Source organism: Nocardia sp. NPDC055321, assembly GCF_053645575.1.
Genome location: NZ_JBSHMS010000001.1, coordinates 439,986 through 457,325 on the forward strand (window position 1 = coordinate 439,986; position 17,340 = coordinate 457,325).

Genomic DNA, 17,340 nt, shown 5'->3' on the forward strand with positions numbered 1-17,340 from the left:
CGAAAGGGTTGCCATGGGGGAATCGAACGTTCCCGAGTTCAGCTTTCTGACCACCGCGTACCGCACCGAGGACGTGCTGGCCGAGACCATCGAATCGGCGCTGGCGCAGACGATCCCGGACTGGGAGCTGGTGGTGGTCGACAACGGCATGTCCGAGGCGATCGCGGACATCGTGTCCGGCTACGCGGCGGCCGACGCGCGGATTCGCCTGGTACGTCAGGAGAACCGGGGCTACGACGGCGGGGTGATGGCCGCCGCGGCGGTCGCCACGGGCCGCTTCTTCGTGGTGCTGGACAGCGACGACCAGGTCCTGCCGACCTACTGCGAGGTGCTGCGCGCGGCCTTCGCCGCCGAGCCCGGCATCGCCGCGATCGGCTGCGACGCCTATCGATTCGATGATTCGGGCGCGGATCTGCCGATCGGCTACTACCGCTCCACCAATGTGCGCAAGCGACCGGACCCCGCGCGCCGGCTCACCCTGGCCGATCTGCTCGGCGGCCTGGTGCCGTACTACACCGCGGCGATCCGGCGCGAGGTGTGGGAGGCCGTCGGCGGCTACGACCGCGGCGGCGAGGAACTGCACGAATCGGTCGTCATCTGGATTCGCATGGTGCGCGACCACGACATTCGCATTCTGCCCCAGCGCCTGGCCCGCTTCCGGCTGCGCAGCGATTCCATGACCCGCGACCCCGCCAAGGTGGAGGCGTTCATGACCGAGCTCGAGCGATCCTTCGCCTGGGCCGCGCCGCAGGGGGCATCCGAACGCGCCGCGCTGGACCGGACGCTGCGTACCTTCCGCTACTGGGAAGCGCTGCGCAAGGCGCAGCAGGCGTTCCTGGCGAGCGACAACCGCGGGGCGCGGGAGTTCGCGCGCGAGGCGTTCCGGCAGCGCCGGACCGTGCGCGCGGGCGCGATCATCGTGGCCGTGCGCCTGTTTCCCGGTCTGCTGCGGCGGGTGCACCCGCTCAAACAGCGGGTCTCCGAGCGGGTCGCGCACACCGCGGGCCGGGTCGTGACCGCCGTGCAGCGGTGACCGCGGGCGAACCGGAGGAGCCGGCACCCGCCACCGGACTGCGCGCGGTGCTGCGGCGCGGGGCGGCGCTCTCGGCCGCCGGGGTGGGCGCGGTGCAGATCATCGCGCTCGCGCAGACCCTGGTGCTGGCGCGCCTGCTCACCCCGGCCGAGGTCGGCGTCTTCACCGCCGGCACGGTGCTGACCACCGTCGTGGTCGTGTTCTCGCACGGGTCGCTGAGCCACGCGCTGATCCAGCGGCGCACCGAGATCGCGGACGCGGCCGAGACGGTGTTCCGGGTGACCCTGGGGTCGGGTGTGGCGCTGGCCGGGCTGCTGGTGCTGACCGCGCCGGTGCTGTCGGCGATCTTCCGGGACGACCGGGTCGGCGCCGTCGCGGCGGTCGCCGCGGGCACGGTCGTGCTCACCTCATTGCTGGCGGTGCCGGACGCGTTGCTGCAGCGCGCTTTCCGGTTCGAGCGCCGCGTCATCGTGGATCCGGTCAACGCGATCACCTTCGCCGCGGTCTCGATCACGCTGGCCGCCTGCGGTTTCGGGGTGTGGGCGCTGGTGGCGGGGTACTACGCGTCGGTGCTGGCGGCGGTGGTCGCCTCGTGGTGGCTGTGCGGGTGGCGGCCGCTGCGAGGCCGGTTCTCGTTCCGATTGTGGCGCGAGCTGGCCGGATTCGCGGCGCCGCTGGCGATCGAGAGTCTGGTGGAGCGGGCCGTCGAGGCCGCCGAGGTGGTGCTGGTCGGGCATCGGCTCGACAGCGCCGCGCTGGGCAACTACCGCAACGGCAGGCGACTGGCGTTCCTGCCCGTGCAGGCGATCGTCCAAATCTGTTCGTACGTGCTGTATCCGGCGTTCGCGAGCATCGCGGGGCAGCCCGAGCGGTTCGCCCGGGGATTCCTGACCGCGCTGCGCTGGATGTGGCTCGCCGTGGTGCCGGCGTCGGCGCTGCTGGCGGTGCTCGGTGAACCCCTCGTCGTGCTGCTGCTCGGCTCGCCGTGGCGCGGAGCGGGAATTCTGGTGCAGGCCATGGCCGGGGTCGGCGTGGGGTACGCGCTGATGTCGGTCGGCGCCGAGGCGCTCAAGGGCGCGGGGCGACCGCACCTGATCAACGTCATGACCGGTGCCGGGGCGATCACGGCGGTGCCGCTGCTGCTCCTGCTGCTGCCGCACGGGCTGCTCGGCGTCGGCCTGGCACTGTCGGGGTCCGCGCTGCTCACCGGAATCACCGGACTTCTCCTCGCGCGTAACGTCGTCGGGGTGACATCCAGCGAACTCGGGCGCCTGCTGGGCCCGCCCGTCGCGGCCGGGGTCGTCGCGGCCGCCGCGCTCGCGCTGCTCGAACACGCGGTGCTGCGGGCGGGGGAGCGGGGTACCGCCGCCGGGCTCGCGCTGCTGACGGTCGAGGTGATCGCGTTCGCCGGGGTGTTCGCGGCTGTGCTGCAGGCGATCTCGCCCGGAACGCTGCGGTCGCTCCGGTCCGCGGTGCGGCGGTCGTGAGGTTGGTGCCGCGCCGCCGCCCCGTTCGCGCCGGGCTCGCGGTGCTGGTGCTGCTGGGGGTCTTCGTCGCGGCCGGGTTCCCGGTGTACGTGCGACCCCAGGTCGATCCACTGCGGCACGCGGACGCGATCGTGGTGCTCGGCGGCGAGGGCATCGACCGCTACGCCTACGGCATCGAGCTCGCCCGGCGGGGCTACGCCGCCACGGTGCTGTTCTCCAATCCGTACGGGCCCGATACCGCGCTCGACGAAGTGCGCGAACCCTGCCGTACGCCGCCCGCGGGCGTCGCCCTCGAATGCTTCGCGCCCGATCCGCCGACCACACTGGGGGAGGGCCGCGCCCTGGCCCGGATCGCCCGCGAGCGCGGCTGGCGCACGGTCATCGTGGTGACCATGCGGCCGCACCTGTCGCGGGCCCGCTACATCCTGGCGCGGTGCTTTCCGGGCGAGCTGATCATGGCGCCGAGTCCGCTGGAGATCTCCCCGGCGTACTGGGCGTGGTCCTACGTGTACCAAACCGTCGGTTACGCACGGGCTTTCCTCACGCGGGGCTGCTGAGTCCGATGCGCGGCGGGGCGGTGCTCAGGGTGCCGCGTCGCCGAGTTCCGCGGCGCCCGCGCGCCGGGGGTCGATGGTCAGGATGCGGCGGGTGTGCCCGTTCGTCCAGGCGGCGGTGATCCGGTCGTCCGCATGGGTGATGTCCAGACCGCGCGGGGGTTCGATGTCCGGGCCCAGCGGTGTCAGCACCGTGAGCAGGACCAGTGGCGCGTCGCCCGAACAGCGCGCGCCCACCGACCAGGACGCCTCGCGCGATTCCAGGCGTTCGGACCACCAGCCGAGGTCGGTGTCCGCGTCGCCGTGTACCGCCTCGGCTTCCAGGGGCCGATTCGACGCGTACGCCAGCGCCAGCACCGGCACACCGGCTCGCGACGCGAGGTGGCCCGCGCCGTGGGAGCGAACCCGCAGGGCCGGATGCAGGGGCCAGGTCAGCCGGGCCGTGTGCGGGCCCCGGCCCGAGATCAGGTCCACCACAGCGACTTCCGTGCTGTCGGGCGCCGCCACCAGCCAGCGCCGGTGCACGACGGGCTCGGCCAGGCGGGTGTAGCCGTCGTGTTCGGCGTCCACCACACCCCGCACCAGGTCCACCGCGCGCACGCGGACCGCGGCGCGGGTGCGCCACAGGAAGGGGCCGCCCATGACCGATTGGTCGAGGTCGTCGACGGTCACCGTCGCGTGGGCGCGGGTGGAGCGGTGCGCGGCGCGCCGGCTCGGATGTCCGTAGTAGCTCGCGGTTCCGGGATCGCCGACGAGTTCGTGCCCGGCGACCGCCAGGGTGAGCGCCAGGGCGTCGGCGTGACCGTGGGCCGCGATCGACAGATAACCCAGGGGGCCGACATCCATGGTGACGCGGCGGGCGCGGGCGCGCAGGACCACCAGGCCGCCGTCCGGGGCGTAGCCGCTGCCCGGGGGTTCGGCGGCGAGCGGCGCGGCCGAACCGAGCGCGGCGCGCAACCAGACCGCGGTCAGGCTCGGGGTGCCCGCGCGGGCGGCGGCCGGTTCCGGAACCAGGGCGTCGGCGATACCGAGATGCGCACGCACCGTACGGATCTCCTCCGCGCCCAGGCGCAGGGCGAAACCGCCGTCGTCGTCGCCGTAGCGCGGCTGCGGATCGGTGTCGCCGACGGTGAGCGCCAGGTAGCGCGAGCTACGGGCGATGGCGGCGCCGAGCCGAGCGGGCGCCTCGCCGCGCAGGGTCAGCAGGGCGTGGACGACGCCGACCAGCTCCACGGTGAAGAGCTGGTATGCCACGGCCTGTTCCGCGCCCGCGCCGTCGGGCAGGAGCTGGCGATCGGCGTGCTCGGTGAGCAGCTCGAGCGCGTCGGCCGCCCAGCGCGCCGCCGCCGGAATCTCCGGCAGCAGCAGCGCCACCACGGCCAGCCCCGCCAGTTCACCGATCAGGTGATTGTTCGCGGAACTGAACAGCGAGCGGTCGCTCCAGCAGCGCCGGGCGCTCTCGCCCAGCAGCACGACGTACCGGCGATACCGTTCGGGCGTCAGGCCCGGCGCCGCGCGCAGCCCCTGCAGCGCCACCGCCACCGAGATCGCGCGCACGCCGCATTCGAACGCGCCGCGCCAGGCGATTCCGGCACCCGGCGGCTGCTGCTCCATCCACGAATCGAGGTGGTCGAACGCGGCGTCGGCGAACCGGGTCTCACCGGTGAACAGCCACGCCTGAGCCAGCCACGGCAGATGCTGGAGGCGATTGAGCTCCCAGATCCACTTGGGATCCCCGGCGGCGGTGCGATGATCGATGCGCTCGGAATTGGCGGTGGGCCAGCGTGTTCCGGTGAGCGGATCGTGATTCCAGTCGATCCGCGCGCCGAGATCGGCGGCCGGGTAGCCGAAGAACCGCACCCGCCCGGCGAGGACCCGTTCGGCGGCCGCCAGCACCGCGGCGACCGCCTCGGGATCGGCGGCGGCGACCACGGCGGCGCGGTCGTGATCGAGCAGGACCGGGCGACCGCTCCCCGCGCGGAACTCGCGCAGCGCGTCGGGCCAGGACGGTTCGGCCGGGCCGAACAGGTCCGCGCCCGCGACCGCCCAGCTCACCCGGCGCGGGCGCAGGCGCTCGCGGAGCCGGGCCGTGCGCCACAGCATTTCCGGGCCGCTCATGGTGCGCAGCCGGTGCAGGTACCAGAGCAGCTGGGTCAACACATGCCTTTCGCCCCGGGCGATCGCCACGCCCCCGCGGTGTCGATGTGCACGATACCCGCATCCGCGCGCGGCTCGCGTGCCCCGAATTCCCCGTTGGCCCAGGCGATTACATCCGCTGACACCCGGCGGTACCCCGGTTACCCTTGGCAGGCGGGCACGCGCAGATGGGTGACGGCATGACGGTCGACGGTGAATCGGGGCAGACGTGTGCGGAATAGCCGGGGTGCGCCGGTTCGACGGTGCTCCGGTCAGCGGAGAACTGTTGGCGAAGATGGGGGAATGCCTGCGCCACCGGGGACCCGACGCGTCGGGCGTGTGGACCGCCGGTTCGGTCGGATTCGCCCATTCCCGGCTCGCGATCATCGATCTGGCGGGATCGGCCCAGCCCATGGCGGGTGCCGGGGAGCACACCCACATCGCCTTCAACGGTGAGATCCTGAACTACCGGCAGTTGCGCGCCGAGCTGGACTATCCGTTCACCACCCACGGTGACACCGAGGTGCTGCTGGCCGCGTACGAGCGGGACGGGGTGGGCGGGGTCCGGCGGCTGCGCGGTCAGTTCGCCTACGCCATCCACGACGCGCGGACCGGGGATACCCACCTGTTCCGCGACCGGCTCGGGATCCTGCCGCTGTACTACTACATCGACGACGAGTTCTTCGCCTTCGCCTCGGAGATCAAAGCGCTGCTGCCGGTGCTGGATTCGCCGCGCGTGGACACCGCGGGCCTGCACGACTTCCTGGCGCACCGTTCGGTGCCCGCGCCGTACACGTTCTTCGACGGGGTACGCAAGGTGCCGCAGGGGCATCACCTCACCGTCGGCGCGGACGGGAGCATGCGGATCGAGCGGTACTGGCGGCTGCCGGCCGAGGCCGAGATCATGGATGTCACGCCGGAGGCGGCCGTCGAGCTGCTGGACGAGGCGCTGCGAGCCTCGGTGCGCGACGCGCTGGTCGCGGATGTTCCGGTGGGAGCGTATCTTTCGGGCGGGGTCGACAGCAGTCTGATCTGCGCGCTGGTGGCCCGCGAGCGCGGCGGCGCGGGGCTGCACACGTTCTCGGCCGGCTTCGGTGACGATCGGGTGGACGAGACCGAATGGGCGCGGATGGCGGCCGCGGTCGTCGGCAGCGAGCATCACGAAACCGTCATCACCGCCGACGATTTCCAGGCCGATTGGGCCCGGCTCAGCAGGCACCGGGACTCGCCGCTGTCCGAGCCCGCCGACGTGGCGGTGTTCCGGCTCGCCGAACTCGCGCGCGAGCACGTGAAGGTGGTGCTGTCCGGCGAGGGCAGCGACGAATTGTTCGGCGGCTACCCGAAATACCGCTACGCCCGCGCCACCCGCGCCGCCGGGCTGCTCCCCGGTGCGCCGCTGCGCCTGCTCGAGGGCCGGATGCCCGCCGATCGCGCCCGCCTCACCGTGGCCCTGCGCGCGCTGTCCGAACCGAGCTATCCCGAGCGGATGCGAGGGTGGTTCGCGCCCTTCACCTCTCGTGAACGCGACGGCCTGCTGGGCGGTCCGCCCGAGCGCAGCGTCCTGGCGCCGTATCTGGAGGGTCGCGGCGACCCGTTGCGGCGCATGCTCTACGCCGACGTGCACACCTGGCTGGCGGACAACCTGCTCGAACGCGGCGACCGCATGTCCATGGCGGCCTCCCTCGAACTGCGCCCGCCGTTCCTCGATCATCGCGTCGCGGAACTGGCCTTCCGGCTGCCGAGCGCGGTGAAGGTGCGCAACGGCACCACCAAGTGGATCGTGAAAGAGCTCGCCCGCGGGCATCTTCCGGCCGACCTGGTGGATCGGCCCAAGGTCGGGTTCAAGGTGCCCCTGGACGCCTGGTTCCGGGGTCATCTGCACGACATGGCCCACGACCTGCTCACCGGACCGTCGTCCTTCGTCGCGGGCATCTTCGATCCGGCGGCGATCCGGCGGCTGCTGGCGGCGCATTCCTCCGGCGGGCGCGATGAACAACCGCGCATCTGGACGCTGCTGTCACTGGAGATCTGGCACCGCGAGTTCCAGCGGCAGCTGGTCGAGACGCGGTGAGCGGCTAGTCCGTGCGCAGGCGCATGCGGAACACGAAGGTGTCGTAGCGATCTCGCGGGTAGGAGATGTCGGACACCATGACGACGCGGTCGTCCGCGGTGAGGAAGCGCTGATGGACCGACTTCACCAGATCGCCCCGGGGCGTGCCCAGCCAGGCGGCGTGTTCCGGGGACGGCAGCCGGTCGGCGACGGTCTCCTCGAGATAGGCCGCGCCGGCGACTCCGCTGACGCCCGGGGGCTGAAAGGAATCGGAGATCGATACCGCGCGACCGTCCTCGGACGCACGGGTGATCACCCGGGTCACCTCCGTGCCCTCCGGGATCTCGAGGGCCTCGGCCAGTGCGGGCGTGGCCGCCAGCCGGGCGGTCTCGCGCTCGATGAGCACGTCCCGATCCGATTCGTTGCCGAACGTCGTTTCCGGACTCTCCAACTGGCGCTCGGGCGCCACCCGGGCGAGATTCGGCCGCGCGGTGACGAACGTGCCGCGTCGTTCCACGGTTCGCACCAGACCCTGACTGATGAGCAGCTTGACCGCGCGGCGTACCACGATGTCCGAAACACCGTGCCGCTCCGCGATTTCGGTGTAGCTGGGCAGTCGCGTGCCGGGTCGCAGCGCGCCGGTGCGGACCTGCCGGGCCAGGCTGCCCGCGATGGCGACGTACTGCGGTTCGGTCATGGTGTGATCCTCCGAATCGGGTGTCGCGCGGGCTGTCGGCTCTCATCAGGGTACCCACGCTGCGTATACGCATAGACCGATTCGGTCGTACACCCGTGCCGGGTGGCCGGCGAAGTTGTGTGGAACATGACTGGACAGCTGCATTTTCAGGTGTGTATACGCGAAGTTGTGTTGCGTATACGCAGATTTCGCTACGCTTGCTGCATCGTCTTCGCAGCGAAGGCGGGCTCCGGAGAGGACGAGCGCGGTGACGGGCTATGTGGATCACGGTGTCCCGGGCTACCCGGTCATGAACGTGGAGACTGCGAGAAGTGCGCTGGCCAAACACCGGGAGTGCGACGAGGACTGTGCGGCGAAGTCGTACTACTCGAAACTGGTTCCCCGGCTCGAGCGATCGCACGCGGGCAATTCGGCGGTCGCGTGGAATCGGTGGCGGAGTGACTGAGGGGCCGCCCGGACGGAAAGCGAATCGAACGCATGGCTGAACTGGTGCTGTCCGCCGAGCGCAGGGGCGAACTGGTCGAACTGCTGGACGACGGACCGCGCCTACGGGCCGAATTCCCGGTGGTGGCCGAGTATCTCGCGACGGCCGGACAGCTGCCGGGCAGCGGGGACGAGCGGGCGGACGCGGCGTTCGATCTGCGGCTCGTGCACTATCTGACCGGGGGCCGGGCCGCCAATCCCTACTGGGAGATCGTCGCGCCCTCGGTGTCGGAGCGGTCGGGGCGGGTCGTGGTCGACGGCGGCCGGGCCGCGGGCAGCGCCCGGCTGGCCTACGCGCAGACCGTACTGCAAGCCGCGTACGCCTACGCCGTTCCCGCGCCGGCGACACTGGCGTGGATCGCGCGGTTCTGCGGGAACCGGCCGGTGCTGGAACTCGGTGCGGGCCGGGGATATTGGGCGGCGCAGCTGTCGGGGGCGGGGGTGCGGGTGGACGCCTTCGACTCCGAACCGCCGCACGAGATCTCGAATCTGTCGTTCCCGGCCGTCGCGGGACAACCCGCCACCTGGCACGAGATCGGCGACCTCGCAGCGTATTCCGCGCGCACCCGGGAGATCGGCGAGCAGGTGTTGCTGCTGTGCTGGCCGCCGGGCTGGGGCAACACCATGGCCTCGCAGGCGCTGGCGCGGTTCGAGGATTCCGGGGGAGATCGCCTGGTGTACATCGGGGAACCGCGCGGCGGTAAGACCGCGGACGACGCGTTCTTCGACGCGCTCGAGACGCGCTGGACGCTGGAATCGGCCGATCCGCACTACGTCTCGTGGTGGAACCTCGCCGACACCGCCCAGACCTGGGTCCGCCGGACCTGGGCCTGCACGATGTGAGCGGTCAGTCCAGTTCGGACGGCAGTTCGAGATCGAGGACCGACACCCCCGCGCCCGCGCCGCCGAGGGTGTCGACGACCGATCGCACCGGAGCGACGAACAGCTCCGGGTAGTCGATCTCGCCGGCGGCCGCGTCGACCGGGAACGCGAGTTGTTCGGAGCCGAGCGAGAATTCGGCGGTGATGTCGGCGCGGTTCCCGCGCGCGTCCTGCCGGTGCCAGCCGTTGTCGAGGTGGACCGCCACCAGGCCGTGCAGCACGTGGCCAGGATCGTCCGTCAGGCGCTGGTAGCAGAGTGCGGTCGGAATTCCCTGTCCGCGCAGGATCGCGGCGAGCAGGTGTGATTTGGCGTAGCAGAGCCCGACCCGCTGCTCGAGGACCTCGGACGCGCGCAGGGTCACGCGCGGGTCGCGCACGTCGTAGGAATGCCCGACCTCGTCGCGCACCCATTCGAACGCGCGGCGGGCGAAGTCGATGTCGCCGTCGCTCTCGGATCGGAGTTTTTCCCCGAGCGCGCGCACCTCCGGATGGTCGACCTCGACCACCGCGTCACCGGCGAGGAACGCGGACGGGTCGGGACTTGATACGGGCGTAAACGGCATTCCGTCACGATAGTTCGTCACCCCGGGGCGCATCCGCGCGTGTCCGGTCATCGGCCGGCGTGCTCGCCCAGCAGGTGCGTGGTCACCCGGGTGGCGTGCTCGGCGAAGGCGGTGCGGTCGGTGCCCAGGCTGCCCTCGGTCCACTCGATGAACAGCGAGATCAGGGCGCCGAAGAGGGCGGAGAAGCGCATCCGGACGGCCGGATCGTCGGGGGAGCCGGTGACGCGGTCGCCGAGGGCGGCGCGGGTCAGGGCCGGCATGGAGTCGCGGACGTGACCGCGCAGGCGGGCGTCGGCTATCGGCTCGATCAGCAGGATGCGGCAGACGCGGGGATCGGACTCCATGAGTTCGGCGGCCGACTCGAAGATCGCGCGCAGGTCCCCGGCGGCGGGGGCGACCGCGTGCTCCAGGCGGGTCAGGGCCGCGCGGTGGACGGCGTGCAGGAGCGCGTCGGTGTCGGGAAAGCTCTCGTAGAAGAACTTCTGGCTCAGGCCCGCCGCGCGGCAGACGGCCCGCATGCCCAGGGCGGAAACGCCCTGGGTGCCAACCAGTTCGAAGCCGACCTCGATGAGCCGGGTACGCCGGTCGGCGGCGCGGTCGGCGGCGCTCTGCCCGCCGTAACTCCTTGACACGGACCCCACCCTACAAGAACCATCACTATCGGGAAGCAGGTGCTTCCCGATAGGAGATCGCGATGTTCACCGAAGAGCAGTTCCAGCGGGCGCTGGCGCAACCCCGCCTGGCGCAACCGATTCCGGCGGTTCTCACGAACCGGGCCGAACCCGTCCCCGTCCTGGACGAGGCCGCCCTGACCGCGATGACCCGCACGTGGTTCGAGGAGTACGAGCGCAAGATCGAGTTCTACGCCGGCCACGGGCTGGATATCGCCTGGACGCTGGAGTGGGCCAAGAAGTACTGGTGGAGTTGGCAGGCTCGCGACATGAGCCACAACCACGAGCTCTACTCCCCGGGGCTGCGCTACAAGGACGTCACCACCCTCGGCGCCACCATGACCGGCCTCGACGAGTTCGTCACCTACAACTTCGCCTTCTTCGACGCCATCCCCGACTGGCGCTACGACCCCATTCCCGGTCAGAGCTACGTGGACGTCGCGCCCGACGGCACGCTGCGAATGGTGGTGCGCTACTACGGATCCGGTCATCTGGTGGGGCCGCTCAAGCTCCACCCGTACGGACCGGGCGCGCCCGAGCTGCCCGGCAACGGGAATTTCGTCCAGTGCACGGCCGTCGACCGGTATCACTTCGACGCCGATCATCTGATGGTGGAGGGGGAGACGCTGTACGACCTGGTCGACGCGGTGCAGCTCGCGGGGCTGGTGCCCGGGCCCGCGTCGCCCGCGTTCGGGTGGTTGCTGCGCGGGGCGGGGGTGGCGACCCGGGTCGCGACGCGGTTGCGGCGAGTGGCGGGGTGATCTCTCGCGGGGGTTGCCCGTGGCTCTGACATCGGCAGGGGCGCAACGTAATCGGTGATCCGGGCGCGTCGCGGCCTTCACCGTTGATGGTACGCGCATATCAACTATCTGATATGTTCGTACCATCAACGGTGAAAGGGGCGAGGATGCCGAAGATCGGGCGGTTCACGAGTGACGAGGCCGAGGCCGTCTACCTGCGGGCCTACGACGCGGTGGCGCGGCAGTGGCCGGTCGAGTCGGAGGAGATCGACGTCCGGACTTCCTTCGGAACGACCCGGGTGCGGCGCTCGGGCCACGGTGCGGGGGTGCCGCTGCTGCTGTTGCCCGGGCTGGCGGGCAACAGTCTGTTCTGGGAGCCGTTCGTCGCGGAGCTGTCGCGCGAGCGCACGGTGTACGCGATGGATGTGCTGGGGTGGGCGGGCCGATGCGAGCAGACGGCGCCGCTCGCCGGCGAAGGCGACATCGCGGCCTGGGTGGGCGAGGTGATCGCCGGGCTCGGAGTGGATCGCGTGCACCTGGCCGGGTATTCGCAGGGTGCGTGGATCGCCGCGGTGGTCGCGGCGTGGCAGGGCGACCGGGTAGCGAGCCTGAGCCTGCTGGAGCCGGCCCCCGCCACCTTCGCCAGGCCACCCTGGAAGGTGCTGTTGAAGTTCCTGGGCGCCGGAATACGCCCGACCCGCGCCCGGATGGAGAAGTTCAACCGCTGGCTCTCCCCCCGGGTCGAACTCTCCGACGAGGTCTGGGCAATGCTGCTGGCGTCCTTCGAGTTCCGCGTGTCTCTGCCCTGGCCCCGCCCCCTACCCCCCGACCGCTTCGCCGCGATCACCGCCCCAGTCCTCGTGTTGTTCGGCAGCGAGACGGTGGTCCACGACCCCGAGGTCGCCGCGGCCCGCGCCCGAAAGTTCCTGCCGCACGCCGATATAGAGATCTACCCCGGCGTCGGCCACGACATGATCTTCGCGATCCCCGGCCGGGTGCTACCCCGGTTCCTCGGGTTCGTCGCCGCGCAGGAACGCACCCCGGTCGACTGAGGGTGCCCCGAGGCGTACCACCGCACCCGGGCGGCACTGCTGCTGATGCAGAACCAGCGCGACGGACGGAAAACCGCTGGGCCGGGGGCACTGTGCCGGGCAGGATGGCCGTATGAGTGAGATCGCGAAGCGCCCGGTGCGGGGGGACGGCAGGGAAAGCGCGGCGGTCGGGTTCGCGGTCGCTGCGCACGGTGGTCAGTTGTACGGGGGTCTGCCGTATGTAATGCATCTGGCGGCGGTGCGAGGGGTGTTGCGGGACTTCGGGATCGCTGGGGACGTGGGAGTGGCCGCGTGGCTGCACGACGTGGTGGAGGACACCGCCGTCACGGTCGACGAGGTGCGGTCCGGCTTCGGGGATGGCGTCGCGGAATTGGTGTGGGCCGTCACCGGGGTGGGGGCGAATCGTCAGGCGCGCAACGCCGATGCCTACGCAAAGATCGGGGAGTGGCCGGAGGCGGTCGTGCTGAAGCTGGCCGACCGCATCGCGAACGTGGAGGCCGGTTCGCGGGGCAGTTCGCTCTGGGAGATGTACCGGCGCGAGCATCCGGCCTTCAAAGCCGCCCTGAGTGTGCCGAGCGGGCTCGTCGGCGACCGGGAAACCGTGACCCGTATGTGGGCGCGGCTGGACGAGCAGTTCGATCGGTCTCGCTGCCCGCGAGCACCGACCCGTTGAATATTTGACTCGTAGTTACAGAGCGCCTACCGTCGACCGGGTGGCGCGCACCAAGAGTTTCGACCCGGACGAGGCAGTCGCACAGGCGATGGAAGTGTTCTGGCGCAAGGGATACGCCCGGACCACGCCGCAGGACCTGCTCGACGCGATCGGCATCGGGCGCGGGAGCCTTTACAACGCGTTCGCCGGTAAACGCGACCTGTTCCAGCGGGCGCTGCGCCGCTACCAGGCCCAGGAAACGGTTCGTGTGATCGACCTGCTCGACGGGCCCGGGCAACCTCGCGAACGCGTACGTGCCGCGCTGACCATGGTGCTGGATGCGGCCTGCGACGACACCGAACGTCGCGGATGCCTGGCCGCCAACACCGCTGTCGAGCTGGGTGGCGAGGACGAGATTGTCGACCTGCTGGTTCGGCGCATCTTCGACCGTCAGCACGCCGCGTTCCGGGGGGCCATCGAGGAGGGTCGGCGCACCGGGGAGTTCGCCGGGGACCTCGATCCGGACGCCGCGGCGACCTTCCTGCTCGCGACCATCAACGGCATGCGCGTACTCGCCAAGGCCGACCCTCGTCCAGACCGGCTCTCCGGTCTGGTCGAAATGGCCATGCGCGCACTGTAATTCACCACCACCTGAGCGGGCGGTTCGGCACGAAGCCGTGCACGCTGCCCTGAAATTGTAACTGTAGTTCCAGAAAGGAATGCGCTGTGGATCTGCAACTATCCGTGAAGACGGCGGTTGTCACCGGAGCGAGCAAGGGAATCGGCCTGGAAATCGTGCGGGCGCTCACCGCCGAAGGGGTCCGTGTCGTCGCCGCCGCTCGCACCATCACCCCCGAACTGCGCGAGCTCGACGGACGCGCCACCGCCGTGCCGGTCGACCTCGCCGGACCGGACGGCGCCGCCGTGCTGGCCGAGCGGGCCGCCGAGATCCTCGGCGAGATCGACATCCTGATCAACAACCTCGGCGGCGTCGTACCCGGCAGCGCCGATGCCGCCGGCTTCCTCGACATCGCCGACGACGCCTGGCAACGCACCTACGAACTCAACCTGTTCGCCACCGTCCGGGTCACCCGCCACCTCCTGCCCAGCCTGCTCCGGCAGCGTGGCGTGGTCATCAACATCTCCTCCATCGGGGCCCGCGCCGCCTACCATCCGGTCGACTACGGCACCGCCAAAGCCGCGCTCAACAACCTCACGAAGGCTCTCGCCGAGGAATTCGGCGGGCAGGGCCTGCGCGCTCTCACCGTTTCCCCCGGACCCACCCGCACCGGCAACTGGTCGGCCGCAGACGGGTACGCCGCACACGTCGCTGATAAGAACGGGCTCACCCTCGACGAGTTCCTCGCGCAAGCTCCGGCCCGGATGGGGATCACCACCGGCCGGCTCACCGAGCCACACGAAACCGCGGCCCTGGTGACGTTCCTGGCTTCTCCGCTGTCCGGAAACCTCACCGGCGCAGACTATTTGGCCGACGGCGGGGCGATCAAGACGGTTCAGTAGCCGGCGGGGCGGTGGGCGGAAGCATCGTGAGGTCGAGGTGCGCACCGGCGCGGGTGATCTCGATCCGGGCGACCCGGCCCGCGGTGACGGTGATGTCCACGACCGCGAAACGATGACCGCCCGGGGCTGTGACGTGCACCCTGCGGCCGTCGGCGAGCACCGCCGCACTGTTCACCGCGACGATCGTGTGCGTCGTCGCCAACGTCGTCATCGCGGTCGCCGACTATGCCCGAGCGGAATTCGTGACGAAGAACTCCGCCGAGGTCCGGCTGCCGCCCGCCGCCGTGCCCTATCTCGCGACGCTGGAACTGGCCGGGGCGGTGGGCCTGGTTGCCGGCGTGATCGCGGCGCCCCGGCTGGGCGTCGCGGCCGGCGTCGGCCTGACCGTGTTCTTCGTCGGGGCCGTCGTCGTCCACGTGCACACCCGGGTGTTCCACAACATCGCGTTTCCCGGGCTGTTCCTGCTGCTCGCAGCGGCATCGACCGTCTACATGGTGCAGCTGGCGGCCGAGTAACGAATCTATTCGGCGCGACCGGGCGGAGAGTCCGCCGATGGGGCAATACGCGCATCATCCTCGACCGATCCCGTTCCGAGGACGGCGCGCGAACTCCCCACCGGTAGGCCTGGAGCGGGCGCGCCCTCCCCGCACGACCACCGCTGACGGAACAAGTTGAACATTCGGCACGAGCCAGCAGTCACTTTGCTCGGTGGCGACCTCCAGGGAACAGACGACGCACACGAGGTTGGGGCCGTCGTGGCCGCTGGGTCCGCAGCATCCGCTACGGCGACGGTACTCGGGGTGCGGCAGCACACCGCGAATGTCGTTCGGATTCAGCAGGACTGTGCCCCACGGTGTCGACGCGCCGAAATACGCGGAACCGTGTGGTCCCGAGCAGACGGCGAAAGTTCCGGCCCACAGCCGGGGACGGTAGCCGCTCGCGGTGGTGGGGTCGGCACGAAAGGGAGGGAGAATCGATAGCCGGCGAAGATTCGGAGTCAGTCGCTGACCGCAACGGGCGCAAGCGAATACGGTCACGGGCACCACCCCGTGGAGCAGGGAACGGCGGTGGCGGGCGACGCGGCCCGCTGCGGGCTCACCGGCGGGGGCGGAAACCGCCCTTTCCATGTATGGACATTCCTGGATCGTAGCCTGCCCGCCGGTGAAACAGTTGGGGGTGGCTCGCCAGGGGGCGGGCGGGGATATATGATCTGGGCGATGAACACTCATTCTGAATCAGGATTGGGGGTCTCGTTCGCTGAAGGTGAGTGCTGATGCACAACCTTGTGAACGAGAACGCTTCCCGGATTTCTCTCTGGCAGCGCGTGCGGGAATACGCCGTGCCGCCTTCCATGATCGACAACGCGACCGCGCGACGACACGCCGGTGACTGGGCGGGGGCCTGTGCCGCCGCGGGTTTCGATGTCGACGTCGACCTGCGAGCCGTGGCCCGGGTATACGGGCGGGGTATGGCGGCCCGGATCAGGGGGGACCTGCGGCTCCTCGCGCCGGATCTGCTGCGCTGGCATATGCCCAGGGTCGCGCCGGACGGACTGCTGCGGGCGGGGCTGACCATCGGGTTGGCTCGATACGGGGCCGACGAACTCGGAAACCCCTGCGGCATGGACGGTTCGGTGGAACTCGTCGTCCGGACCGCGCCGGAGTGGGCCGACGCGGGGCAGCGCGTGAGCCTCGCGCTGTGGGGTGAGAACCTGCCCGCGGCGGGGACGAGCCTGCATCCGCATCCTCGACCCGACCGGCGGTTCCGGCTCGATCTGCACCGGCACCTGTGGGATGCGAGCCGCAGTGACGAACTGCTGATCCGTTCCGGGGCAACGGAATCGGCCGACGGTGTCCCGCCCCCTGGCGAGCGCGGCTATCCCGACACTCTCGACGCGGAACTGCTGACGTGGGCCGAGCACGGGTGCGCGGTGCGGCGGTGGACCGACGAGGCGCGGATTCTGTTGCGTGCGCAGGGATATACCTCGGGCCCGCTGCTCGTGCGCCCGGGGGCGCGCCGGCGGATCGTGGTGGAACTGTCCGAGCCCGGCGGCGATCCGCCCCACCTGCGGATCACCCGCGATGTCCCCACCGGCGAGATCTCCGGGCTCCCCGTGCTACCCGACGCCGCGACCTGGACACTGCCGGACCTGGAACTGCTACGCGCCGAAGCGATCACACCCGACCGGCTGCACCCGCTGGTCGCCGCGGCGCTCGTACCGGATCACGAACCCCGCGCCCGCGCGGATGCCGCCGACCTCGCCGACCGGGCCCGCTCGGTCGACTGCCGGGGCGAGCGTCATCGCATCGGACTGCGCGACGGGGTGCTCACCGCGCTCGATCACGACCCCGGCGAGATCCGCCGGGAGGAGCTGCTGGTCGCCCTGACCGGCACCCCGCTGCCCTGTCTCCAGGCGATCGACCGGGCACACCGGCACCCCGACTGCCTCGCCGGCGTCCGGGAACGCCTGAGCCACGGCGACATCGACGGCGTCCTGACCCTCGTCGACACCCTGCTCGGCCCCGACGCGGTCCTGCGCCCGGGCGCCCTGCGGGACGAGCTGGAAGCCGCCGCGGAACGCCGGATCCGCTACGGCATGTTCCGGGCGGGCCTGTCCACCCCGGACCCGTGCATCAGGCGCGCCCCGCGCCCCGCGGGTCGCGATCATCCTCGCCTCGCCACCCAGCGCTGACGACCACCGCGACGGTCCCGACCGCCGCGCCACGCACGCGGATCTGCCCGCGTGACCCGCCCGACCACCGCCCCCGGGTATCCGCCGCGCGCCGAACCCGATTCGACACGACCCCAAGGTGATTCACA

The 17,340-nt window shown here is 70.9% G+C and carries 17 protein-coding genes; 13 read left to right on the plus strand and 4 right to left on the minus strand.

Annotated features, from left to right (window positions below):
* Positions 1-13 precede the first annotated feature (13 nt).
* From ACWIGI_RS01980 to ACWIGI_RS01990, 3 genes are read left to right on the plus strand one after another with little or no spacing between them, the layout of a single operon-like run.
* A complete protein-coding gene (locus tag ACWIGI_RS01980; RefSeq protein WP_454200457.1) occupies positions 14-1,033 on the plus strand; it encodes a glycosyltransferase family 2 protein in 1,020 nt (339 codons plus the stop codon).
* A complete protein-coding gene (locus tag ACWIGI_RS01985) occupies positions 1,030-2,520 on the plus strand; it encodes an oligosaccharide flippase family protein (RefSeq protein ID WP_454200458.1) in 1,491 nt (496 codons plus the stop codon). The genes ACWIGI_RS01980 and ACWIGI_RS01985 overlap by 4 nt, the downstream gene beginning before the upstream one ends.
* On the plus strand, positions 2,517-3,077 hold the full coding sequence (locus ACWIGI_RS01990) for a YdcF family protein (protein WP_454200459.1): 561 nt from the start codon (positions 2,517-2,519) through the stop codon (positions 3,075-3,077). Before ACWIGI_RS01985 ends, ACWIGI_RS01990 begins: the two co-directional genes overlap by 4 nt.
* A 24-nt stretch (positions 3,078-3,101) precedes the next feature.
* Here the strand turns inward: ACWIGI_RS01990 and ACWIGI_RS01995 are convergent, their stop codons facing one another.
* Entirely contained in the window at positions 3,102-5,234 is a 2,133-nt protein-coding gene (locus ACWIGI_RS01995) for an alginate lyase family protein (RefSeq protein ID WP_454200460.1), read from the minus strand.
* 205 nt (positions 5,235-5,439) lie between these two features.
* On the opposite strand from ACWIGI_RS01995, the gene asnB reads away from it, so the two are divergent.
* Positions 5,440-7,281, plus strand: a complete 1,842-nt coding sequence (gene asnB / locus ACWIGI_RS02000) for an asparagine synthase (glutamine-hydrolyzing) (protein ID WP_454200461.1) — start codon at positions 5,440-5,442, stop codon at positions 7,279-7,281.
* Positions 7,282-7,285: 4 nt separating this feature from the next.
* Here the strand turns inward: asnB and ACWIGI_RS02005 are convergent, their stop codons facing one another.
* The gene (locus tag ACWIGI_RS02005; protein ID WP_454200462.1) at positions 7,286-7,957 is read right to left on the minus strand and encodes a GntR family transcriptional regulator; all 672 of its coding nucleotides are present in this window, start codon (positions 7,955-7,957) and stop codon (positions 7,286-7,288) included.
* A gap of 247 nt (positions 7,958-8,204) precedes the next feature.
* Here ACWIGI_RS02005 and ACWIGI_RS02010 point away from each other — a divergent pair, with 247 nt between their 5' ends.
* Positions 8,205-8,402, plus strand: coding sequence for a hypothetical protein (locus ACWIGI_RS02010; protein WP_454200463.1), 198 nt, complete (start codon positions 8,205-8,207; stop codon positions 8,400-8,402).
* A gap of 32 nt (positions 8,403-8,434) precedes the next feature.
* Positions 8,435-9,283 carry a hypothetical protein gene (locus ACWIGI_RS02015; protein ID WP_454200464.1) on the plus strand — a complete coding sequence of 283 codons (849 nt, stop codon included), beginning with the start codon at positions 8,435-8,437 and terminating at the stop codon, positions 9,281-9,283.
* 4 nt (positions 9,284-9,287) lie between these two features.
* Here ACWIGI_RS02015 and ACWIGI_RS02020 read toward each other — a convergent pair whose 3' ends face one another.
* Together ACWIGI_RS02020 and ACWIGI_RS02025 are read right to left on the minus strand one after the other, a co-directional pair.
* A complete protein-coding gene (locus tag ACWIGI_RS02020) occupies positions 9,288-9,884 on the minus strand; it encodes a transglutaminase-like domain-containing protein (RefSeq protein WP_454200465.1) in 597 nt (198 codons plus the stop codon).
* 47 nt (positions 9,885-9,931) lie between these two features.
* The gene (locus ACWIGI_RS02025; RefSeq protein ID WP_454200466.1) at positions 9,932-10,516 is read right to left on the minus strand and encodes a TetR/AcrR family transcriptional regulator; all 585 of its coding nucleotides are present in this window, start codon (positions 10,514-10,516) and stop codon (positions 9,932-9,934) included.
* Between the two features lie 62 nt (positions 10,517-10,578).
* Here ACWIGI_RS02025 and ACWIGI_RS02030 point away from each other — a divergent pair, with 62 nt between their 5' ends.
* The 7 genes from ACWIGI_RS02030 to ACWIGI_RS02060 all read left to right on the plus strand — a co-directional run bounded on the left by ACWIGI_RS02030 (position 10,579) and on the right by ACWIGI_RS02060 (position 17,212).
* Positions 10,579-11,316 carry a nuclear transport factor 2 family protein gene (locus ACWIGI_RS02030; RefSeq protein WP_454200467.1) on the plus strand — a complete coding sequence of 246 codons (738 nt, stop codon included), beginning with the start codon at positions 10,579-10,581 and terminating at the stop codon, positions 11,314-11,316.
* Between the two features lie 146 nt (positions 11,317-11,462).
* A complete protein-coding gene (locus tag ACWIGI_RS02035; RefSeq protein ID WP_454200468.1) occupies positions 11,463-12,347 on the plus strand; it encodes an alpha/beta fold hydrolase in 885 nt (294 codons plus the stop codon).
* Positions 12,348-12,459: 112 nt separating this feature from the next.
* Positions 12,460-13,020 carry an HD domain-containing protein gene (locus ACWIGI_RS02040; RefSeq protein ID WP_454200469.1) on the plus strand — a complete coding sequence of 187 codons (561 nt, stop codon included), beginning with the start codon at positions 12,460-12,462 and terminating at the stop codon, positions 13,018-13,020.
* A gap of 40 nt (positions 13,021-13,060) precedes the next feature.
* Positions 13,061-13,639 (plus strand): TetR/AcrR family transcriptional regulator, encoded by a 579-nt coding sequence (locus ACWIGI_RS02045; RefSeq protein ID WP_454200470.1) that lies wholly within the window; start codon positions 13,061-13,063, stop codon positions 13,637-13,639.
* An 86-nt stretch (positions 13,640-13,725) separates the two neighbouring features.
* Positions 13,726-14,520, plus strand: coding sequence for an SDR family oxidoreductase (locus ACWIGI_RS02050; RefSeq protein ID WP_454200471.1), 795 nt, complete (start codon positions 13,726-13,728; stop codon positions 14,518-14,520).
* Positions 14,521-14,648: 128 nt separating this feature from the next.
* On the plus strand, positions 14,649-15,035 hold the full coding sequence (locus ACWIGI_RS02055) for a DoxX family protein (RefSeq protein ID WP_454200472.1): 387 nt from the start codon (positions 14,649-14,651) through the stop codon (positions 15,033-15,035).
* 758 nt (positions 15,036-15,793) lie between these two features.
* Positions 15,794-17,212, plus strand: coding sequence for a hypothetical protein (locus tag ACWIGI_RS02060; RefSeq protein ID WP_454200473.1), 1,419 nt, complete (start codon positions 15,794-15,796; stop codon positions 17,210-17,212).
* The last annotated feature ends 128 nt before the right edge of the window (positions 17,213-17,340 follow it).